22 protein-coding genes are annotated in these 21,231 nt (G+C 44.6%); all 22 read right to left on the minus strand.

The features are described from left to right. Positions 1-11 precede the first annotated feature (11 nt). On the minus strand, positions 12-1,481 hold the full coding sequence (rng, locus tag D5I41_RS20625) for a ribonuclease G (protein ID WP_119011408.1): 1,470 nt from the start codon (positions 1,479-1,481) through the stop codon (positions 12-14). Positions 1,482-1,497: 16 nt separating this feature from the next. Further along, positions 1,498-2,073, minus strand: coding sequence for a Maf family protein (locus tag D5I41_RS20630; protein ID WP_119011409.1), 576 nt, complete (start codon positions 2,071-2,073; stop codon positions 1,498-1,500). A gap of 3 nt (positions 2,074-2,076) precedes the next feature. Next, positions 2,077-2,565: a rod shape-determining protein MreD gene (gene mreD / locus D5I41_RS20635; protein WP_119011410.1), complete on the minus strand. Its 489-nt coding sequence runs from the start codon at positions 2,563-2,565 to the stop codon at positions 2,077-2,079. Continuing rightward, complete coding sequence (gene mreC, locus D5I41_RS20640; RefSeq protein ID WP_119011411.1) at positions 2,555-3,451, minus strand: rod shape-determining protein MreC; 897 nt, start codon at positions 3,449-3,451, stop codon at positions 2,555-2,557. The genes mreD and mreC overlap by 11 nt, the downstream gene beginning before the upstream one ends. A 48-nt stretch (positions 3,452-3,499) precedes the next feature. Then, the gene (locus D5I41_RS20645) at positions 3,500-4,543 is read right to left on the minus strand and encodes a rod shape-determining protein (protein ID WP_017028842.1); all 1,044 of its coding nucleotides are present in this window, start codon (positions 4,541-4,543) and stop codon (positions 3,500-3,502) included. Positions 4,544-4,693: 150 nt separating this feature from the next. Beyond that, the gene (locus D5I41_RS20650) at positions 4,694-7,534 is read right to left on the minus strand and encodes a DUF6701 domain-containing protein (protein WP_119011412.1); all 2,841 of its coding nucleotides are present in this window, start codon (positions 7,532-7,534) and stop codon (positions 4,694-4,696) included. Next, positions 7,527-8,009 carry a hypothetical protein gene (locus tag D5I41_RS20655; protein WP_119011413.1) on the minus strand — a complete coding sequence of 161 codons (483 nt, stop codon included), beginning with the start codon at positions 8,007-8,009 and terminating at the stop codon, positions 7,527-7,529. The genes D5I41_RS20650 and D5I41_RS20655 overlap by 8 nt, the downstream gene beginning before the upstream one ends. Next, the gene (locus tag D5I41_RS20660; RefSeq protein ID WP_119011414.1) at positions 7,999-8,766 is read right to left on the minus strand and encodes a PilW family protein; all 768 of its coding nucleotides are present in this window, start codon (positions 8,764-8,766) and stop codon (positions 7,999-8,001) included. Before D5I41_RS20660 ends, D5I41_RS20655 begins: the two co-directional genes overlap by 11 nt. After that, complete coding sequence (locus D5I41_RS20665; protein ID WP_119011415.1) at positions 8,766-9,365, minus strand: type II secretion system protein; 600 nt, start codon at positions 9,363-9,365, stop codon at positions 8,766-8,768. Before D5I41_RS20665 ends, D5I41_RS20660 begins: the two co-directional genes overlap by 1 nt. After that, positions 9,355-9,837: a prepilin-type N-terminal cleavage/methylation domain-containing protein gene (locus tag D5I41_RS20670; RefSeq protein ID WP_119011416.1), complete on the minus strand. Its 483-nt coding sequence runs from the start codon at positions 9,835-9,837 to the stop codon at positions 9,355-9,357. The genes D5I41_RS20665 and D5I41_RS20670 overlap by 11 nt, the downstream gene beginning before the upstream one ends. A gap of 132 nt (positions 9,838-9,969) precedes the next feature. Beyond that, positions 9,970-10,434, minus strand: a complete 465-nt coding sequence (locus tag D5I41_RS20675; protein ID WP_119011417.1) for a type II secretion system protein — start codon at positions 10,432-10,434, stop codon at positions 9,970-9,972. Between the two features lie 123 nt (positions 10,435-10,557). Further along, entirely contained in the window at positions 10,558-11,028 is a 471-nt protein-coding gene (locus D5I41_RS20680) for a type II secretion system protein (protein WP_119011418.1), read from the minus strand. A 27-nt stretch (positions 11,029-11,055) separates the two neighbouring features. After that, complete coding sequence (locus tag D5I41_RS20685; protein WP_119011419.1) at positions 11,056-11,619, minus strand: prepilin-type N-terminal cleavage/methylation domain-containing protein; 564 nt, start codon at positions 11,617-11,619, stop codon at positions 11,056-11,058. A 90-nt stretch (positions 11,620-11,709) separates the two neighbouring features. Next, complete coding sequence (locus D5I41_RS20690; RefSeq protein ID WP_119011420.1) at positions 11,710-12,168, minus strand: hypothetical protein; 459 nt, start codon at positions 12,166-12,168, stop codon at positions 11,710-11,712. A gap of 2 nt (positions 12,169-12,170) precedes the next feature. Beyond that, positions 12,171-13,391: a type II secretion system F family protein gene (locus tag D5I41_RS20695; protein ID WP_119011421.1), complete on the minus strand. Its 1,221-nt coding sequence runs from the start codon at positions 13,389-13,391 to the stop codon at positions 12,171-12,173. Positions 13,392-13,397: 6 nt separating this feature from the next. After that, entirely contained in the window at positions 13,398-15,125 is a 1,728-nt protein-coding gene (locus tag D5I41_RS20700) for a GspE/PulE family protein (RefSeq protein WP_119011422.1), read from the minus strand. Then, positions 15,115-16,335 carry a tetratricopeptide repeat protein gene (locus D5I41_RS20705; RefSeq protein ID WP_119011423.1) on the minus strand — a complete coding sequence of 407 codons (1,221 nt, stop codon included), beginning with the start codon at positions 16,333-16,335 and terminating at the stop codon, positions 15,115-15,117. Before D5I41_RS20705 ends, D5I41_RS20700 begins: the two co-directional genes overlap by 11 nt. Next, positions 16,332-17,177, minus strand: a complete 846-nt coding sequence (locus D5I41_RS20710; RefSeq protein WP_119011424.1) for an ExeA family protein — start codon at positions 17,175-17,177, stop codon at positions 16,332-16,334. Before D5I41_RS20710 ends, D5I41_RS20705 begins: the two co-directional genes overlap by 4 nt. Next, complete coding sequence (mshL, locus tag D5I41_RS20715; protein WP_162892873.1) at positions 17,177-18,811, minus strand: pilus (MSHA type) biogenesis protein MshL; 1,635 nt, start codon at positions 18,809-18,811, stop codon at positions 17,177-17,179. The genes D5I41_RS20710 and mshL overlap by 1 nt, the downstream gene beginning before the upstream one ends. 15 nt (positions 18,812-18,826) lie before the next feature. Next, a complete protein-coding gene (locus D5I41_RS20720) occupies positions 18,827-19,147 on the minus strand; it encodes an MSHA biogenesis protein MshK (protein ID WP_119011425.1) in 321 nt (106 codons plus the stop codon). Continuing rightward, positions 19,140-19,781, minus strand: a complete 642-nt coding sequence (locus D5I41_RS20725) for a type 4a pilus biogenesis protein PilO (protein ID WP_119011426.1) — start codon at positions 19,779-19,781, stop codon at positions 19,140-19,142. The genes D5I41_RS20720 and D5I41_RS20725 overlap by 8 nt, the downstream gene beginning before the upstream one ends. Next, the gene (locus tag D5I41_RS20730; protein WP_119011427.1) at positions 19,781-21,220 is read right to left on the minus strand and encodes a hypothetical protein; all 1,440 of its coding nucleotides are present in this window, start codon (positions 21,218-21,220) and stop codon (positions 19,781-19,783) included. Before D5I41_RS20730 ends, D5I41_RS20725 begins: the two co-directional genes overlap by 1 nt. Between the last annotated feature and the right edge of the window lie 11 nt (positions 21,221-21,231).

The raw sequence follows: 21,231 nt of genomic DNA on the forward strand, positions 1-21,231 counted from the left end.
GGAACACTATCCTACATCATAACTACGTCGAACTGCTCTTGTACGTAGAGCGGTTCAGCGGTAATTTTAACTTCTTTGCCAATAAACAGTTCCAGCTCAGCTAGCGCATGAGACTCGTCACCATGCAGTGCGTCTGCCACCGCTATCGAGGCATAAACTAAGAACTTATCTGCATCGTACGCCCGGTTAACTCGAGTGATTTCTCGCAGCACTTCATAACACACCGTTTCCACGGTTTTTACTGAGCCACGACCTTCACAGCTAGGGCAATCAGAACACAATACATGCTCAATGCTCTCTCTTGTGCGCTTACGTGTCATCTCAACCAAACCTAACTGAGTAAAACCATTAATATTGGTTTTCACTCGGTCATGGCTAAGTGCAGCTTCTAACGAAGCGAGCACTCGCTTACGGTGCTCATCACTGGCCATATCGATAAAGTCGATAATAATAATACCGCCAAGGTTACGCAGCCTGAGTTGGCGAGCGATGGCTTCCGTGGCTTCTAGATTGGTATTGAAGATGGTCTCTTCGAGATTGCGTCGACCGACGAATGCACCAGTATTGATATCCACCGTCGTCATGGCTTCAGTTTGATCAATGATCAGGTAGCCACCTGATTTCAATGTAACCTTACGATCTAGTGAGCGTTGGATTTCACTCTCTGCATCGTACAAGTCAAAGATAGGTTTATCGCCATCGTACAGCGCTAACTTCTCCATCAATTCAGGTACAAACTCTTCAGTGAACTCAAGTAAAGAGTCATACACCATACGCGAGTCAACCTGAATCAAAGAAAGCTCGGTGCCGACGAAGTCACGCAAGATACGTGGAGCAAGACCTAATTCACCGTAAAGTGTTGAGCGCGTAATGTACTTAGAGCGACGCTCCATGACCTTAACCCACAAGCGCTCAAGAAAGGCTGCATCTTGCGCCAGCTCTTTCTCGTCTGCACCTTCGGCTGCGGTACGAATGATAAAACCACCCGACTCACTGCAGTAAGGAGCAACGATTTTCTTTAGACGGTTGCGTTCTTGCTCAGATTCAATGCGTTGCGATACGCCAACATGGCTAGCGCCAGGCATGAATACAAGGTAGCGAGATGGAAGCGTAATGTCAGTGGTTAGGCGTGCGCCTTTCGTTCCAAGTGGGTCTTTAACCACTTGAACCACAATGTCTTGACCTTGACGAACTAATTCAGAGATATCGCGAACTTTAAACTGCTGCTTTTCATTTTCCGCAACACATTCGGTATGAGGAACAATATCTGAGGCGTGTAAAAAGGCAGCCTTATCCAGACCAATATCAACAAAAGCCGCTTGCATACCCGGCAGAACGCGACTTACACGGCCCTTGTAGATATTACCTACAATGCCTCGTCTAGCTTCTCTTTCAATATGGACTTCTTGAAGGACACCGCCTTCGATCATTGCAACCCGAGTCTCACTCGGCGTTGAGTTGATCAATAACTCTGCACTCATAGCGCACCTCTAAATCTTATAAAAATTGGTGCAAGAGCTGTTCGGTTTCAAATAAAGGTAGACCTACAACTGAGTGGTAACTGCCCTCAATACGGGTAACAAACTTACCGCCTATCCCCTGAATTCCGTAGCTTCCTGCTTTGTCGCACGGTTCGCCGGTCAGCCAATAATCTTCTATTTCTTGGCGGCTGAGGGGCTTAAACCATACGTCTGTAATACAAATAATGGTTTCTGATTTTTCGGCACTGCAGACACAAACAGCCGTCATCACTTGGTGCTTAGCATTAGACAGTTGACCCAACATATCCATGCTTTCTTGCAGCGAGTTTGGTTTTTCGAATACTTGCTCGCCTTGCGTAACTATGGTGTCGGCACCAATAACAATGGGTTGCGCACTACTCTCTGAGTGAGCCTGTTGCAGAACCGTTTTCGCTTTATTTTCAGCTAATCGCTGTACATACTGAGCAGGGTTTTCTCCCTCGCTACGCACTTCTTCTATATCACTGATTAGTATAGTGAATTCATAGCCGAGCTGAGATAAAAGTTCGCGCCTTCTTGGAGAAGCAGACGCGAGAATTAGAGACTTATGCATGGCTTATCGGACTCTCCAAATGCGACGCACCCGGCGCAATAATAAAAATAGCCATGGCCATAGAATACCGTTAATTAAACCTACCCACAGTGATGCAGGATTAAATACCACATCTTGGATGACAAATTCGCCAAAGAACTCGATTAGGACACTCAACATCGTCAGTAGTGCCATAATCATAGCCTGTTGCCACAACGCCATGTTGCGCAGTACCAAGAAATTGATCGCAACGAGATAGGTAATGATCGCCATCATCATGCCGCGAACGCCCAGCGTCGAGCCGAGCAATAGATCCCATATCAGGCCCAGAATTAAACCGGTTCCTACATTGACTCTATGTGGCGCTGCCATCACCCAATAACAGGTAACGAGTACCAACCAAGATGGACGAAATACGTCCATAGTGCCCGGCCATGGTATGGTTTGTAGAACCAAGGCGATTAAAAACGTCACCCAAATAACGAGTTTGCTACTCAAGATACTATTCGCCATCTTCGACCTCAATGACTGCTTGCTCAGCCTGAACTGGCGCTTGTTCTAAAGTAACATCTTGCTCATCTTGCTGTGGCCACACCAACAGCAAGTAGCGTAAGCGACCAAAATCTACCGCAGGTGATGCGGTAATCGTTGAGAACTCACGGTGGTTATCAATCTGAACCTTGCTTACCGTAGCGACAGGATAACCTTCAGGGTAAATGCCTCCCAAACCAGAAGACACCAATACATCACCTTCTTGAATATCGAAATTACTCGGTATGTGCTGAAGATGTATATTGGTTTGATCACCACTGCCTGCTGCTATCACTCGAATGTCATTACGAATCACCTGAACAGGAATCGCAGAATTAGCATCGGTTAGCAGTAGCACTCGGCTATTATGAGCACCCACTTCGGTGATTTGCCCTACAATACCGTTTTCATTGATGACAGGCTGACCCTGATAAACACCATCGATATGCCCCTTATCAATCACAATCTGCTGATGATAAGACGAGGAATCCACCGCCATTACTTCTGTAACTACCTTCTTTTCATCACGCACAAACGTTGAGCCAAGTAGCTTTCTGAATCTTTGGTTCTCTTCTTTATATTGAGAGAGCAAAGACAGATCGCTCTTCATTTTCAGAAGCTCTTCACGTAGCACTTGGTTTGTAGTCAGCAATTGCTGTCTGCTACTGAAACGCTCATAGACGTTGCCAAACATGCTGCGCGGTAAGTCGGCGAGATACTGAATTGGCGCTACCGTACTATTCAATACGTAGCGTACATTTGAGAAGGCATCTAAACGACTATCAGCCAACATTAAGCTGGCTGATAGTAATACGGCAAAAAAGAGTCTCAATTGCAGAGATGGACCTCTGCCAAAGATTGGATTCATTCTTTGTTACCCGTTCTTATTGCTAATCGGGAAAATCCAATGAAAGAATTATTCTTCACTGAATAGATCACCGCCGTGCACATCAATCATTTCTAAAGCTTTACCGCCGCCACGAGCAACACAAGTTAGTGGCTCATCAGCAACGACAACTGGGATACCAGTTTCTTCAGTGAGTAAGCGATCTAGGTCTTTCAGTAGCGCGCCGCCACCGGTCAATACCATGCCGTTTTCTGAGATATCTGATGCAAGCTCTGGTGGACACTGCTCTAGTGCAACCATTACTGCAGAAACGATACCTGATAAAGGCTCCTGAAGTGCTTCTAGGATCTCGTTTGAGTTTAGACTAAAGCTGCGAGGCACACCTTCTGCAAGGTTGCGACCACGCACTTCTAGTTCTTCAACTTCGTCACCAGGGTATGCTGAACCGATCATGTGTTTGATCTTCTCTGCTGTAGCTTCACCAATCAAGCTGCCGTAATTACGACGAACGTAGTTGATGATCGCTTCATCAAAGCGATCGCCACCGATACGTACAGATGAAGAGTAAACCACACCGTTTAGTGAGATAACTGCAACCTCAGTAGTACCACCACCGATATCAACAACCATAGAACCTGTTGGTTCAGAAACACGCAGGCCAGCACCGATTGCGGCAGCCATTGGCTCGTCAATCAAGTAAACCTCACGGGCACCTGCACCTAGCGCAGATTCACGGATAGCACGACGTTCAACTTGTGTAGAACCACAAGGAACACAGACTAGTACGCGAGGGCTTGGCTTAAGGAAGCTGTTGTCGTGAACTTGCTTAATGAAGTGCTGAAGCATTTTTTCAGTCACGAAGAAGTCAGCGATTACGCCGTCTTTCATTGGACGGATAGCTGAAATATTTCCTGGAGTACGCCCAAGCATTTGCTTCGCATCATGACCTACAGCCGCAACGCTTTTCGCAGAGCCTGCACGATCTTGACGGATAGCCACTACTGATGGCTCATCAAGGACAATACCTTGTCCTTTAACATAAATTAGTGTGTTCGCTGTACCCAAATCGATAGACAGGTCGTTTGAGAACATTCCGCGAATTTTTTTAAACATATCTAAGCGCTCTTCTCACAATCTTTGGAAGACAAAATTGTACTAAATGTACCAATGCCACACTTATTGGGCAAGGCATTGGATTACAAAGATTGATATAAAGTGCCTTTTTCTGACGTTGTCCTGACTTAGGCGCTAAAAATGCCAGTTTTAATTGCCCATTAGCGCCCTTTCGCCTTTGAATATGATTCGATCATTGCCTCGGAAGGTACCAAAGGTGACAACGGCTGATGGGTCTTCATCACCTTCATCTCGCCAGTTGTATTGCAGCCAAGGTTGGTTGGTGAAATTGCCCCCATTGGTATTACAATCAATGCCTGATTCGCTGCGTTGAGGGGATGTTGCCCCTTGACGTAACCACAAGCGTACTTGTTCACGATGGGTTTCCGATTGCTTCGAGTGGGTCGCGTATAACTCTTCACTTCGCCCTTGCTCTACCGTGTCAGAGCCATTTAAACTCGCTCCGCTCGTGCTGCTATCGTTACTCCAAATAACTTGCGTACAAAAACGACCTGCCGACACGTAAGAGCTGCCAACTGGAGTTTCATTATCGATAGAGCCATCATCTGTGTTAACAATAAACGCATCTCCATCCCAATACTCAGTACGAAGTGGTACTCTGATTTCTTGTCCTGAATTACCGCCGACATCATCCATTTTCATTCGACCGTAACGGAAGTCAGGTTGCTTAGGGAATTTGCGACCAACATTCTCTTGAGGATCTTGCCCCTCTTCAGGATTTAGATCTTCTATATCTAGAGTATCGAAATTAACATCGTCAATCATCGTACTGACTTCTAATCCGAAAACTGAATTAGTCGTTGAGTAGGGCCCGTCAGGTTGAGTCACAACATAAGGGTCTATTGTGGAATGAACCTTTTTCATAAACCTAAAGTCCACGATTTCGATGAATAAGGTGGATGGATCATTAGCTAATGATTTTGGCCAACTAGCTCCAGCCCAGGTTTGTAGACCCTCGACTCGCAAAGCATCTTCATCCATAAAATCAACCTCTGGCAGCTCACCTTGGGTTTGAGCCATGTAGTCAATGGTTACTATAAGAGCGTTATTGAACAACCCATAGTTTTCGGTCGGATTACCATCGATGTCTTGTGCTTGCACGTTAAAAGTGTGGGTTATTGCCTGACTCATATAGGCAAAATCATCATGCCCATCTGCATAATCCCACTGAATCCAAGAGTCATCAGGATCATTACCTTCATCTAACATTGCTAAATGATTTGGGGAGAATCGGCCTACAGAGCGATAGCCAGGATTGATAGGCTCAAAAAGATAATCAGCTTGATCTTTTAAACTAGCGGTAACAGTGATGCTTCCCGCCTCTCTCCATAACAGTGACTCGAACAAAACTGGCCCAGAGGTCCTGTTACCATCAATACCGACATTAGGAATACCATTTGTAGGTACCCCTTCTAAACCGCTACCAATAGTACCGTCAGCTTCACTACCTAAGCTCACACTGGGGCTATGTAATTCCGCCTCTAAAGTCACATTTACCGCTGGTGCCGTATCAGGATAAAAGTTTTTCGTTTCAAGGTCTGGGTTCGCTAATCCTCCCCCCTGTTCAAAAGAGGTACAATATCCACTCACATCAACGGCTACATCAGGGTCGAAGGCGCCAGCAACATAACGGATGGGAATTACATCTAACGAAAAGAGTTCACCTGAGCGTTTAAATAAAGCCCCTGATTCAGAATTACCAGTTAAACCATTTTCACTTCCAGAAGGATCGCATAGGGCGAATGTCCATGGGCGAACATTTAGGTTGTGAGTGCCCGTTGTAGTAACACATTCATCAGTAACCTCACCACCATCATCTTTCAAACAAATCTCATCTTCAATTCTGTAGTCGACAATCCCCGCTTCGTCATATCTAACGTTAATGTAAGCCGTTGAATCAGTGCCAAAGTCTAAATTGATAGTCTTCTGGGAATTAAGAGAGTTACTGTTCACTTGAACATACACTTCTCGGTTCAGGTTTGCTGAGCTAGGTGATTTATAGTTTGTTGAAAAGAAATCAACTGCGTGTGTGCCAGTGTAATCATCAGAAACCGCGACATCCCCATCTTCATCACACTCAAGCGGTTGTACTGCTATATTTTGAACCTCTAAGCCAGCGACTAGATTACTTGTATTGTTTACATTTTCTGCAAACCTGAAGAGTCTCGCTACAAACTTATATTGTCCACTATCGTTTTCTGAATTATCTAGAGTTGCAGTAACAACAACATCATTGACTACTGAATCAGACAGAGTTATTGCTAGCTCGCCCTGATTATTTGGATCATAAACCGTTCCACTAGGGTCAGTACCATTGAACAAAGCTGTAGAGTTTGAAGCGGTGACCGTAATCCCCCCAGTGTAATCCTCCTTCGCACTTCCATCGCTATTATAAACTTGGAAGGTAACACCTAAAGGTGCATCACATGTCAAACCAATTTGATTCGAGGTCGGAATATACTCTATATAGTAGTCACCTCCGGAAGGTGGTGGAGATACGGGATCAGCAGAGCAATTTACATCACCAATATCAGTGCCAGTCCAAACTAAATTACCCTCTTTGATCGATTGGACTATATATCTTCCGGTATATACAAACTCATTATCCGTCTCACTTTTTAAATAGTAATAGCTAGTGTCTGAATCAGCATCGTGTTCTATCTTGACACTATATTGTTGAGTATTAACTAACCCTGTTTCATCGAATAGATAGGCGCCATCATTGGGATCAGGTGCACCTTCAGGAAGTGGAGGGGTGTACCATAAAGTTTCTTCTCTTTTATTTCCTTGTGTGAAATACATATCCTGGTAGACACCATCTTGACCTAGCACGTCGAAAGTGACAGTAAAGTCAAACTGTCCCTGACATTTGGCATTGTTATTGTTTTTCCCATTATTAGCTTGAGCAAAAGAGATAGTTAATAGTGCAAACCACAACGTGATTATGAGCTTGTAAGCTAGCCTACTCATTTCTTATCCCTCTCACCCAAACGGTTTCTTCACGCTCTACCTCGAAGACATTACCATCGTTGCAAATCGCTCGGGTTGAAATCTGTATATACTTAAGGTCTTCTGGAAGACTTTCATCCACATCTGGAATGCTGCAAGAAATACTGGGCTTAGCACAGGCAATGCCACTGTTTGAGACCAGTGCATTTGCGGCTTCTGTAGCGCTTGTGCCCAAGGAGCTACAGCGAGCTTCTAATGCATCAAAGTCATCTGCTTCATCAAGTGGGAATAAATGCGTCAACGCCCATTCATTACCCGATTGAGCCAGTAAAGCGGCTTGAGTACCAAGAACCTCTCTGGTCAAGGTATCTTGGTTGGACCAACTAATACGAGTGAGGTTAAGAGCTAACATGCCCATGACTACAATAACAAAGATGGCAATGATATAAACGTTACCTTGTTGAGATGAAATTGAAGTGCGACTGTTACGGTACATTGGCCACCTTCACGTCATGTTTGTATTGGCTCTGTTCATCGCCATTTTGGAACAGCAAGCTGAGATGTATTAATCCACCGCGTTGGAGTGAAGTTTGCTCGTAGTTAAAGCGACTCTCATTGAAAGCGACACCTGTAGCAACAACAGTCCCGCTTAAACTGGAAAGATCTTCAATATCATCTAGGACTCCGTAATAACGAACTACCCTTCCATTGTTACTTGAGGCTATCAGTTGCTCTATGCAATAAACCACCGCTTTATCTTGGTAAATATAATGACGATTGGCGCTGGACTGGCTGGTTAAATTCATTTGTATTGAGAAGTAATCACCATCAGGTTCCTTACTTTCCCCTGCTATATCGATGGACTGCCCATCATTCTGCAGATCCTGAATACGACTCGGATTAATCACTAAATGTGACCCATCCGCAAATGTTTCTGGCTGGTTATTTCCGACTACAAACTCAACATCACCCGCTGGTTCGCGATATTGATAAAAACCAGCATAGTCAATTGGATAAAACGCGAGACACTTGTTATTGCTCGATAAATCAAAGCTATTCGGCACTGCGTGCTGCACTTCTCTGCTCATTTTTTCTATGGCAAAACGAGCCTGATTTTGTAGTCGTTGTCTATCGACGGTTTGGTTGTATCCCTTAGCGCCAAACTCAACAAACCCGGCGATACCAAGGAAGATAATCGCTAGCACCACAATAGTTAAAATCATTTCAATTAGAGTAAAACCACGTTGTTTCATTAGTAGTTTCCTCTATGAGCGACAAACTTAAAGTCACCGTACTGGCTAGCGACGATAGTTACTGTGATTTTCTTAAACAAATCCGTATCTGCAGCCCCCAAACGACTGTCGTTGTCATATACCACGTCAACAATGGCAGCAAAGCCTAGATAATCGCTTGAAATGTCATTACCAAAAATATCATTAAGGTTCCCTGACTTAGATACATTGCCACAATAATCCTCTGATTGAGTTGTGGTGTACCAACAGCCTATATAGTCATCGACATCGTTAAATAACTCCGGTGGTTCGCCATTATCAGGGCCAAAGTTACCAGTGGATGTACATGAAATAGAGTTACCATCAGTATCCAGATACTCATCTTCTCCACAACGATAGAAGCCTCCATTGTGATCGCTATTTTCATCAAAATTTCTAGATAGGATCTCTGTCATCAAACTATTGGCAAGAGCCGATGCTCTTACTTCGTAGAAGGGCTTTGCTGATTGAGCTATTTGCGGAAATAAAAAGCTAGTAAGAGTAATCAGAGCGATGCCCAAAATAACGATAGCAATAATGCTTTCTATTAAGGTAAATCCAGTCTGTTTCTTAGCAGCCATACACATACCCCTGACTGTTAATGCAAATGGCTTCTTGTTCTTGGGTGCTGGCGATTTGAATACGGATAGGATCAGTGCACGTTGACGCGCATATAGGATTTCCTAAGAGGTCAAAATTCACGCTCATTGCAGGGGTAAAATCTAAGTCCTGCTCTTCAATCACAACCTTGTGGCTAAAGGGTTCATTGCTTGTTGAGGTGCATGCTTGTTGAGAGCCTAGACACTTGTCAGACACAACTAGGCGATACCTACTGTGCAAAGTGCTGTCTTCGCTGATATTGGATTGCATCCGGCCCAGTTGGATCTGTCGGATAACGGCAATCCCCTGCTGCTGCGCCGCTTGCGCCGAGAACTGGGAAACGCCAATGAATTTGCTTGAGGCATACAAAGCCATAATAGCCACAACGATGATCACGATGATCAGTTCGATTAAGGTAAAGCCAGCTATGTGCTTTATACGAGGATGATTCACTGCTTGTCCCTAACCAATGAAAACGTAAGTATTTAATATTATATATAATTAGTCTTAATCACGCTGAGAATCATGGTGATTTTTGGAATTAAAAAAGGCCAGCTTAGCTGGCCTTCGAAATCTATTTTTTAATTAGCAATTATCAGCTGTCGATGCAGTGATGACAGGTACTGAAGTTTCATCTTCCGCAGCTTCATAAACTACTACACATGTTGAGGAGTCTTCAGAATCAGCAAAAGAATACACAATACCCGTCGCAGCACTAACATGACCAGTTAGTTCAACCCACTCATTATCGTCATTTAGACCTTGAACTGCATTACCGATACCGGCAGAGGTAGCAGCTGGGTATCCAAATACAACATCGATATTGTCAGCTGTAGTGGCTGATGACTGTGTCTCTATGCCTTCAATCGCAGCCTTACCATAAACGATAGAGCCTGCGCCAGCCATTGCGCCCTTCAAGCCTTGTAGAGAAGACTCACGAGCATCAGATTGTAGATTCAAGAAGCGTGGAGCAGCTGTTACAGCTAGGATACCTAGGATAACGATAACTACTACAAGCTCAATCAGTGTAAAACCGCCTTGCTTTTTCATATTTTTAGTACCTTTTATAAAGTGGGAATATAAATTGTTACCAATTATATTAACCAGTTAAATAATATAAACAAGAGATACGCATTGATTTTTACAACATCTCATCTCATATCAGTAATTTTACTAACAACCTGTTTCTACAACGGTTATTTGAGGAGTAGAGAACTGATCCGCAGCATTTCTATAAATCACCGAACAATCAGTATTGTTGTCACTTGGAGCAGGCCTGTCAGCAAGCGTGACGTAAGCCTGATCTGTACTTTCGACAAGCTGCCATTCGTTCTTATCTTCAAGACCTTGAACTGCATTACCGATTCCTGCAGAGGTTGCTTCTGGATAACCATAAACGGTGATGATGGTTGCTGTGCCATTGGTAATGCTACTTGACGACACAGTTTCCACACCATTTATCGCAGCCTTACCGTAGACAATAGATCCAGCTCCAGCCATTGCTCCCTTCATACCTTGCAATGCCGATACTCGTGCATCAGATTGAAGATTCAAAAATCGAGGTGCTGCTGTGACAGCTAAAATACCCAAGATTACTATCACAACTACTAGTTCGATTAATGTGAAACCATCCTGTTTCTTCATAGTACTACTATCCCTATGTAGGTTCGGTTAGTTAATTTGTACTACGACACTGCCGTTGGCTGCATCATAATCAAAGTAATGAGCTGAGTTGCCTTCAAGTTGCGTGTAACGACAAACCGTCGTTAAACCGTCGTCATTAGCAGGGGCAACTTCTGCAAGGTATTTTGCAGTTGTATCATTGCTGTCACTCGAAACTTGAGGTGGGTTCTGAAGTAGTTCTTCCATTAGAGCTACACAACGTTGCGCACTAACTGCTAGTGGTGACTGTGATCCATCTTCTTTAAGTGCGATCGGATAACCATCACGGAAGTTTGCTGTATCAGCAGTCGTTAACCAAAACTCAGTACCATCGTAATCAACAAAATTTGTTCTAGTGTTACCAGAAGTCTCTTGTGTACGAACGTTAGCTTCCCACTGTGCACGAGCCGATAGTACTGCTGTAGCAAAACCACCAGCAACACCTTCAACACTTGCTTCTTTTGCTTTGTCTGTTACGTCTAAAAATCTTGGTAGTGCTGCCACGGCTAGAAGGCCTAAAACAACGATAACAATCACTAGTTCAACTAGAGAAAAACCTGCATTACGTTTCATAAAAATTCCTCTTGGGTACGACTTTGGACGGCAGATTATATATGGATTGATTAAATAATCTACTGAAATTGTAAAGTTAAGTTACGAAAATCATTGAATGTGTTTTGATATTGATAGGTTCCCTCCAATCATTTTTATAATCAATAGTTCGCTATTCCTAAAGGTAAAGGTGCATGAATAGACGTCACTTTCCTGCAACAAACTGGTTGTGACAGGAGAGTAGTCTTGCTTCGGCACTGGCAGCAATAATTGCTCCCATGCATCGCAGCTTTTCACCCCATCAAGTTCTGGGGCCACCCATCCCTTGTTGTTGAAACGAACCATTGCTCCCTTTATTTCCACATACTCTGGTTTACCGTTGAGCTCCCAGTATTGACGCAGATAATTTGCTTTATCTAATGCCTTTACACTAATCAAAGTCACAGAGGTACTCTCAGCCTCTACTGTGATTCGGTTTAACGATGCAATCAAAATACCAATGAGTATTAACACTACTGCTACCCAAGTAGCCAAGTGAGCTATCTTGGTATTTCGATACGTCGTCTCCACGCTTAGCCCTGCATTGCATCCAACATTCCCCACATAGGTAGGAAAATACCCAGTGCAAGAATTAGAACCATACCTGCCACGACAACCAACAAAATAGGCTCAATTCGAGCAGTCAGTGTTTTCAGGTCGTAGTCCACTTCTCGGTCGTAAAAATCAGCAACCTCGATCAACAGTTCATCAATACGACCGGTTTCTTCACCGACAGAGATCATCTGTTCTACCAATGGAGTGAAGATACCCGTGCTTTTTGCCGCGCTTGAAATAGCAGTACCCGCTTCAATGGCAGACTTCATTTCCAATAGGCGAGCTTCAAGGTATTTGTTGTCCATCGACTCAGCAGAAAGCGCCAACGCATTGTTCAGCGGTACGCCCGACTGCAGCATCAATGAAAAGGTTCGCGAAAAACGAGCCAGTTGAGCTCGATTGACTATGTCACCAACAATCGGAAATCTAAGGCGCATTTTGTCCCACTTCTCTCGCCCTTCCGCTCGGCTAATCCAAGCTTGAAAAGCAAAAAACGCCCCTGCCATCACCGCAATAATCAGGGTCCAATACTCAACAAAGAAGTTCGATGTGCCGATTAATATCCGTGTTGGAAGAGGAAGATCCACCCCAAAGCGGCTGAACATGCTGGCGAACTGAGGGATTACCTTGATGTTGAGTACAAACATGGCGAGGGTAATAAACCCCAGTACCAAAATCGGATAACGCATTGCGGTTTTAATGCGCTTGCGAGTTTCCAGTTCTTGCTCGTAATAATTACTTAGCTGCAGCAGAGCTGTATCAAGACGACCCGTGCTCTCGCCCACAGAGATCATAGAAACAAACAAAGGGCTAAATACGTTTGAATGAAGCTGCATCGAAGCCGATAGGCTACGACCATTAGTCAGCTCGTTACCCACTTCTTCTAAGGCATGTTTCAGCTGTTTATTTGTGGCATCGGTGGTTAAGCCACGGATAGCGCGCAACAGTGGAATACCCGCTTTGGTTAGGCTGTACATTTGACGACAGAAGATAACGTACACTTCTAGCGGCACCGCAGGGATGAACATGGCCTTCCAATCAAAGTTACTATTACTCGCGGATTTACCTGTGCGCAGGGAGATAGGAATGATTCCCTTCTCGATCAAGGCTTCTGCAGCCAACTCTTGAGTTGCCGCATCCACTAAGCCATTCACTTTCTGGCCTTCTAAGTTTCGTCCTTGATATCTAAACGTCGCCATATCGTCCTACAACATATACGCTTCAATCAGGCCAGAGCTATCGCCCTCGCCAAGGGTCATAACTTCTTCTAGGCTGACGGTGCCGTCTAATGCCAATTCCATCGCTGACACCAGCAATGGCTTATATCCTTCGGTATGACGTGCTTGCTTGGTAAAGCCGACTGCATCATTAGAGCGCAAGGCATCCATCAATGGTTGATCGAGTTCAAGTAGCTCAAATACACCCACGCGGCCTTTATAACCGGTTAAGTTACAACTTTGACAACCTCGCCCTTTGGTAAAGGTCGAAGCCACTTGATTAGGAAAGCGAGCTTGTAGCCAAGTTTGTTGGCGCTCACTAACTGAATGCGTTTCACCGCAGTCACTGCACACTCGACGAATTAGACGCTGTGCCAATACCGCGCGAACGGAGCTTGCAACCAGATAACCAGGAGCCCCCATATCCATCATACGAAGAGCACTATCTACTGCATCGTTGGTGTGGAGGGTACTCAATACAAGGTGGCCAGTAAGAGCGGCTCGCAAACCAATCTCTACCGTTTCTTGGTCACGCATCTCACCCACTAAGATAATATCTGGATCTTGTCGCAGGAAGGTTCGAAGTACAGTAGAGAAATCAAGATTGATCTTGGTATTCACCTGCACCTGATTCACTCGAGGCAATCGGTACTCTACAGGGTCTTCCACGGTAATGATCTTCTTACCCGGAGAGTTAAGTTCAGATAAAGCGCCATACAAAGTAGTGGTTTTGCCTGAGCCTGTCGGCCCAGTCACTAAAATCATGCCATGTGGACGTTTTAGCTGATAGCGCACCCGATCTAGTAACTCTGTTGGTAAGCCAGTCTCATCTAACTGACGTACGCCAGCCGTTTGGTTAAGCAGACGCATTACTACCGATTCGCCGTATTCAACTGGCATGGTCGACATACGGATATCAATAGATTGGCCTTTCACCTTAATATGGAAGCGACCATCTTGAGGTAAGCGCTTCTCTGAAATATCAAGGTCAGCCATTAGCTTGAGACGAAGTACCAATGCAGAGGCAATATTAACCTCATTAAGAATGGTTTCATGCAAAATACCATCAATACGCTGTCGCAAACGCAGAACGTTTTCATCGGGCTCGATATGAATATCCGAGGCACCAACCTGAACGGCATCCTCAAATAAGGAGTTAATCAGCTTAACAACCGTCACTTCATCGCTGTCTGCTTCACTACTCGCACTAATATCAAAGCTATCTGTCGGTTGATGTTCAGCGTGCAATTGCTCAGCAAAAGAGGCTATCTCTTTGGTTCGACGATAATAACGGTCAAAGCCTGAAACCAACTGGCGTTCAGCGGCAATCACCAACTCAACATCGTAGCTAGATAGCAAGCGCATTACTGATTCTTGAGCAAACAAGTCCGCTGGGTCACTCATCGCCACGCGAACCGTATAACCGTTTCGATCAATGACCAAGGCTCTCAAGCGACGTGCATGAACCTCAGGTAAGAGTTGTACTGCTTCTATATCAACTTGGGCAAGATTAAGGTCTATAAGCGGCAGGCTTAATTGCTGAGACAAGAACTCTAAAAGCTGCTTTTCGGTAATGAAACCAAGCTGAATAAGTGAGTCACCCAGTTTACGTCCCGTTTGACGTTGTGCCTCAAGAGCCTGCTGAACCTGCTCATCTGAAACAATGTTGTTTTCGACTAGCAGGTCACCCAGACGCTTTAATAGTTTAATTGCCATTAGAGTCACCCTCTAACGATTCAAGAAGCTGCAAACGGTCGCGAATAAAGGACTGAGTTTTTCTTGAAACCCCAACTAGACCAAGGGCCTTGGTATAAGATGCGTGAGCTTCTGAGTATTCCAAGCGGCGCTCTTGTTGAATCGCTAAACCAAGCCACCAGCGGGCATTATTTGGATCTCTCTCGGCCAAACTTTGGTAACTCTCTAACGCTACATCGGTATTTTTTAGCTGTTGTGCAACACCAGCGCGCAATGCTAAATAGTCTTCGCTGGCATTTTCTGGCACATACATTAATGGGCTAAGTGCTGCTTCTGGTTGTTGTTCTTTTATTAACAATTTAGCTAATGCAAAACGAAGCTCTTCGCTTTTATCGTTCAAACGGATGCCATCCTGCAGCAAAGTAGCGGCTTTTCTTGCGTCCTTACGACCGTAATAAAGGGCAGATAACTTTTGACGCACGCTCTCGTCGCTTGGTACTAGACGAAGTGCTCGGCTGTACTCGGTAAAAGCGGTTCTAACATCATTGGAGTCCATGGCTTTTTCAGCGCGAGCAATGGATTTATTGGCAAGCTCTCTGGGTGTTAACTCGACCTGTTCAACCGTCATACTCTCTTTGGCGGGAGTATCAACTTTCGCAATCAGTACAGGCTCTTTTTTTACCACCGCAGATGGAGCAGCAACTGGAACCGAAACTGGCTCAACCTTCACTACCTTCACTGGCACTGTCTTTACTGGCACAGGCGTCGTGGTCACCACAGATTGCACCGTTTTTGTAGTGCTGGTTGGTTTAGCCGTAACGTTTACAGACTTAGGTGTTGAAACTGGCTTAACTTCAGGTTGCTCTTCAAATGATGTAACTGAAGGCTGAACCGTCTGCGTGGTATGTATCACAACAGACTCTTGAACCTTACTATGGGTTGGTGAAGGCAAGCTTGCTTTAGGTGTTTCAGCCACAGCCTTAGGTTGTGAAGCCTGTTGCTTAGCTTGAGTCACAGTCAGGATCTCATTCGAGGATTCCAAGCTTGCTACTGATGTCTGCTGCTGGGAAACGGCCCAACCACCAATAGCCATACTGATCGCAAAACCGCCCACCAACCATACAACCGGTTTAGAGCGTTTGATTTCAGGTATTTCAGCCTTGGTAATGGCTTGCCCTTGTGGTTTCTTTTTTTCAGCCAGCTTTGATAGAGCGTTGTTAACTACACTCATACTTGTTGCCACCCCCATAAACATGGCGTTTTATATTTCGGCTTTTGCATAACGTAAGTATCTTTCATTGCGTCAAATAGATGCCGATTTGCGACGGTTTGTTTGTCTGAAGTAAATGCCAGCAGTAAAGCCTTATGACACAACTGATTAATAATTCTTGGAATTCCTGAGGCTGCTCGCCAAATTGACTTTTTCTGACTCAGGTTAAACAAATCTTTGCTCCCTCCGCATGAGGTAATGCGATGGTCGATATAAGCAGAAGCTTCGGCTAATGTCAGTGGTCGCAACTGAGCACTGAATGTGATTCGCTGGCGAAACTGGCGTAAATGATGTTGAGCTAAACGCTCTTCGAGTTCAGGCTGCCCAATCAATACTATTTGCAGCAGCTTACTGTTTATCGTCTCAAGATTTCCAAATAGGCGTATGGTTTCTAATGCTTCGTCACTCAGGGCCTGTGCTTCATCAATCAAGGCTACGACAGGTTTCCCCGCCTCTCTCAGTTCCACCAACTTACGCTGAACATTGTCAACAATGGCTCTAGAGTCACTGGTTTCCACTTGCAACTCATTAGCAATCGCAAAGCGAATACCATCGCCGTCTAGCACAGGGTTAGGTAAATAAACCAAAGAATAGTCATGCTCAAGTTGTTCTATGAGCATTCGACAAACCATAGTCTTACCCGTACCCACCTCTCCGGTGAGTTTGATCACGCCTTCGCCCATAGTGACTGCAGACATTACGGTATGAATGGCCTCATAATGTGGAGCTAAGCCATGGAAAAGTTCAGTATTAGGCGTCAGCCCGAATGGGGGCTGACTAAAGCCAAATCGCGAAAAGTACATTATTGCCCTTCAGGGAACCACTCATTCAATAAGTTGCGCGAACGCTCAATCTCTTGTTGCCAGGTGTTCACACCTACAACGGTCGGTTTAAGCAGGATAACTAGCTCTGTTTTTTCGGTTGAATTCACTGTATTTCGGAATAAATGCCCAAGAGCAGGGATGTCCCCAAAGAAAGGAACCTTAGAAACAATTTCTTTATTAGCAGACTTCATTAATCCACCAATCACCACTACATCGCCGTCAGTAGCGCGAATGATGGTGTCAGATTCTCGAATCGAGCTTTTTGCTAGTGGCAGCTGAATCACACCAGCTGTATCACCTAAGTCGATGGCTTTTACTTCTGTAGTGACTTCGATAACGGCTGGGTGAACATGCAGTAGTACATTGCCCTTGTCATCAATTTGTGGAGTCACATCCAAAGAGATACCAGAGAAGAATGGTGTTAGCTCAACATCGGGAGCTACATTGGCGTTGTCACCGCTGCCTACTGTGCTAGAGACATCAGTAACGAAGTACTCATCTTCGCCCACTTTGATCAGTGCTTTTTGGTTGTTGGCAGCTGTCACTCTTGGGCTAGATAGAACGTTTAAGTCACCTTGCGTCGCCATGAAACTCAATACAGCTTCAAAGTTGCCATCAGAAACCGTAACGCTGGTTGACCCACCTAACAGATCAGCAATTGGGTCTAAGCCTGATAATGTGGCAGCTGCACGGTTGACCACCACATCAGCACCACCGATTGATGCACTCATATTTGACCACTCGATGCCTTGTTGGTATCCATCGTTCAAGGTCACTTCTAAGATCTTAGTTTCAAGGATAACCTGACGCTGCAAGCGCTCTTGCGATACACCAAGAAAGCGTCGGATCTCACGAATTTCATCAGGGTAAGCACGCACAGTGATGACACTTGCTTGTGGAGAAACGACGACACGGCGTCCATCGCTAGAGCCAATCAATGTTGCAACAGAGGCTTCCAACTGAGTCCAGAAGTCACTTTCACTGAGTGTTTCAATATCTGTCCCCCCCGTTTTCTCTGTTGAAGTAGAGCTAGAAGAGGAGCTTGAATTTGAACTGGAGCTTGAATCAGATGAACTGCTACCCGAGCTATCATCTTTTGATGTGACAGAACCATTGGTAATAGACGTTAGAGAGCGCCCCATTCTTTTCATCTGTAAGTAATCTACAGGGATAGTTTCTGTGCGCAGACCAGCAGGGTAAACCTGAATCACCTTGCCCGACTTAATCACATCGTAACCGTACATATCACGAACGACGTTAAGCACTTCATCCATAGTGACATCAGTGAGGTTAACCGTGATGCGTCCTTCAACATTTGGGTGTATGGCCGCACTAAATTCAGTGCCTTTGACTAAACTGGCAAAGAAGGCCTTTGCTTGTACGCCATTAGCCTGAACTCTAAAGCGCTTAATCGTAGGCTGATCAGACGGAGACAACCCTTCAAGATCCGGCATCAGATCTGCTTGTACCGACTCTGGCAACTCATCCAAACTCTTACTGTTGGCTTGGTTTGCAGCTTCGTTCAAGGCTTGCTTTACTTCAACTGGATCCTTGTGCCCCATAGAGCACCCAGATACAACTGCTATAACCATCCCTAGAAATATAATACGCATGAAATCACTAAAGCCTTATTGTCTAACGTCTGAATTAAAAAGTTCTAATTGCCAGATTTTTCCGGCACGAGCCAAGACGACTCGCTCTGCGGTGATACTTCTAACCTCGTAGCCCGCCACTGATTGCCCATTAGATAAAATCTTATCGTTAAGCATTGCAAAGCACTGTGAGCCATCATCACAAACTATGCTTTGCAATGTCGGTAAAGGGTATGTCCTTACCTTTGTTGTATTGCTTGATTTTTTCTTGTACCAGCCTAAAGGTGCCGTTGGATCTTGGGCAGCATGTAGAGCCGGCGCCATTAATATGGAGAGTACCAATATCAATCTAACCACTGATAAACTCCTGTCTCGTACCTAAGGTGTACACCTCTAATACCAACTCTGCCATTGGGTACTTTTGAACCTTATAATCAAAGCTTCGCCAAAAGTACTTCACCGGCATCTCCTCAAGGGTAGCCAAATAATCCTTGATATCGAAATAACGACCAGAAATAGTAATTCTCACTGGGTGCAGAAAATAGCCTGAGCTATCACTGGTTTTAGTAATGGATTCAGCGGGTAACGTTTGTAGTGACTTCAATTTAAGCTTGCCACTGCTTCCCAAAACCGTTTCTAGAAGCTGTGCCATCTGGCTTGGAGCAATCAAGCTATCCACAACCTCAGATAATTCTTCAGAGAGTTGCTGGTTCATTACGGTTAATTCGGTAAGCTTTTGATCGATCTCGGCATCTGGATCTCGCTTCAGCTTGGCAATCAATACATCAATATCTGCTTGCGTCATCTGAACCGCGTTCATTTCTCGATCAAGGTTTCGTTGTGCTTTCCCTTTCTCTTCGGAAGCGGGATCCAACATAAAGGTTAACGAGATCAGAAGAATACCGACCCAACCGCCAATAGAAACCAACCACTTTTCACGGTCACTAAGATCGGCAAAACGGTCACAGAATAAAAGCCACTGGTCTTTCATTATTTCACCCCAGCCTTAGCTTTTAGCTCAAACGTCACAACGTTGTCTTTATCTCGACCTATGTTCAAAGATTCAAAGGTTCTTCCCACCAAAACTAATTCTTGCTTAAATTGGTTTACCCAACTCGGTATTGCTGCTGGCTCACTGGCTATACCAGAGAGATCTAAACGAGTACTAGTGATCACTATATGTTGTAGAGAAACATCATTTCGAGCTTGCTCAGATAACGCTACCATTATTCCCGAATAGCCTACCTTTTGAGAGTCATCAAATTGCCCAACGGCCTTTAGAGAGCTTCTTTTCGCTTCGATATCTTGCTCAATACGCTTGGCTGCATTAACTTTCGACTGGGTTGGAGTATGACTTGCTAAACGCTGTTGAAGACTCGATTTCTCTCGTTCAAGTAGCTCAGATTGGCTTTTAATACTGACGAGCTTTTGTTGAATATCGGCAGTTTGAGTCTTTTCTAAATAAGTAAGACCGCCGATGGCAACCACTGTAACAAGCCACAAGGCAACGACCTTGTTTAGGTCCAATAGTTCTTGTTTTGGTCTGAGATGCTCAGGGTAGAGGTTAATGCTAAATGACGTTAACCTTGCCACCGTTTTGCATAGTGTTATGCCACAAGGCAGATGCGGTTCAGATAAAGCACTTATCTTGGGGTTAACTGAGTCCTGCAGGCGAGCAACTAACTCTTCTATGTTGTCTTCATCACAACAAACAAAAAGCTGCCTAAATGACGATTGAGGCATTGAAGCAGCCAGGTAATCAGCACTGCGCTGAATATCCAGAGCAAGTGAGTCATACATCAATGGCGTGCCATTTTCTCCAGTAATAGGAGCAACAATACCGCGTAAGCTACGGTTGAATACAGGAGTACCATCAACATAGGCCGCTAACTTGTAGCCATCATTGACACAGCGCCTGAGTAACAGAAAGCTTTGTTGTTCGGTTATTGAATGTCCCCAGACCTCATCTTCCGTGATGACCCTAGTGACTTCAACATCATTGACACTACTAACCTCTATGACCGATTGTAAAGTGCGCTTCGCCATGACATAGGCTTGCACCTTTTGTCCGTCTGGCATCAAACTGCCATCAGCAACAATATCCGTAAATTTTTCGGTGATCAGATCTTTGAGTAAAAATGGTAGAGCAACTGGCCACTCTTCTGTTGGCAGTTGTGGTTTATCTAACTGATAACTTTGATAATGCTGTGCGCCAAGCACAACACAGGCCTTGCCTTTGATGGATTTATTAGACAACGACTCTTTAAGAGCGCTCTCCCAGTTACCATGAGCAATAGGAAAGAGTTCTGGAGCTTTTTCAGGATCTATTGATTCAGACAAATACACAGCATCTGTCTGAATCACAATGATTAATTGAAAGTCATCATCCTTTGATGACGTCAGTTTTTTTAGGCTCGACAACCATGTCATTTTTATTATCT

Origin of the sequence: Vibrio superstes (assembly GCF_003569005.1) — a bacterium.
Lineage (GTDB): Bacteria > Pseudomonadota > Gammaproteobacteria > Enterobacterales > Vibrionaceae > Vibrio > Vibrio superstes.

Excerpts from the sequence above, each read along its gene's own strand:
- D5I41_RS20700 (WP_119011422.1), bottom strand. The coding sequence starts at position 15,125 with ATGGCAATTAAACTATTAAAGCGTCTGGGTGACCTGCTAGTCGAAAAC.
- mreC (WP_119011411.1), bottom strand. The coding sequence starts at position 3,451 with ATGAATCCAATCTTTGGCAGAGGTCCATCTCTGCAATTGAGACTCTTT.
- mshL (WP_162892873.1), bottom strand. The coding sequence starts at position 18,811 with ATGCGTATTATATTTCTAGGGATGGTTATAGCAGTTGTATCTGGGTGC.
- D5I41_RS20680 (WP_119011418.1), bottom strand. The coding sequence starts at position 11,028 with ATGAAGAAACAGGATGGTTTCACATTAATCGAACTAGTAGTTGTGATA.
- D5I41_RS20695 (WP_119011421.1), bottom strand. The coding sequence starts at position 13,391 with ATGGCGACGTTTAGATATCAAGGACGAAACTTAGAAGGCCAGAAAGTG.
- D5I41_RS20685 (WP_119011419.1), bottom strand. The coding sequence starts at position 11,619 with ATGAAACGTAATGCAGGTTTTTCTCTAGTTGAACTAGTGATTGTTATC.
- D5I41_RS20645 (WP_017028842.1), bottom strand. The coding sequence starts at position 4,543 with ATGTTTAAAAAAATTCGCGGAATGTTCTCAAACGACCTGTCTATCGAT.
- D5I41_RS20710 (WP_119011424.1), bottom strand. The coding sequence starts at position 17,177 with ATGTACTTTTCGCGATTTGGCTTTAGTCAGCCCCCATTCGGGCTGACG.
- mreD (WP_119011410.1), bottom strand. The coding sequence starts at position 2,565 with ATGGCGAATAGTATCTTGAGTAGCAAACTCGTTATTTGGGTGACGTTT.
- D5I41_RS20705 (WP_119011423.1), bottom strand. The coding sequence starts at position 16,335 with ATGAGTGTAGTTAACAACGCTCTATCAAAGCTGGCTGAAAAAAAGAAA.
- D5I41_RS20660 (WP_119011414.1), bottom strand. The coding sequence starts at position 8,766 with ATGAAACAACGTGGTTTTACTCTAATTGAAATGATTTTAACTATTGTG.
- D5I41_RS20665 (WP_119011415.1), bottom strand. The coding sequence starts at position 9,365 with ATGGCTGCTAAGAAACAGACTGGATTTACCTTAATAGAAAGCATTATT.
- D5I41_RS20630 (WP_119011409.1), bottom strand. The coding sequence starts at position 2,073 with ATGCATAAGTCTCTAATTCTCGCGTCTGCTTCTCCAAGAAGGCGCGAA.
- rng (WP_119011408.1), bottom strand. The coding sequence starts at position 1,481 with ATGAGTGCAGAGTTATTGATCAACTCAACGCCGAGTGAGACTCGGGTT.
- D5I41_RS20650 (WP_119011412.1), bottom strand. The coding sequence starts at position 7,534 with ATGAGTAGGCTAGCTTACAAGCTCATAATCACGTTGTGGTTTGCACTA.
- D5I41_RS20725 (WP_119011426.1), bottom strand. The coding sequence starts at position 19,781 with ATGAAAGACCAGTGGCTTTTATTCTGTGACCGTTTTGCCGATCTTAGT.
- D5I41_RS20655 (WP_119011413.1), bottom strand. The coding sequence starts at position 8,009 with ATGTACCGTAACAGTCGCACTTCAATTTCATCTCAACAAGGTAACGTT.
- D5I41_RS20730 (WP_119011427.1), bottom strand. The coding sequence starts at position 21,220 with ATGACATGGTTGTCGAGCCTAAAAAAACTGACGTCATCAAAGGATGAT.
- D5I41_RS20675 (WP_119011417.1), bottom strand. The coding sequence starts at position 10,434 with ATGAAAAAGCAAGGCGGTTTTACACTGATTGAGCTTGTAGTAGTTATC.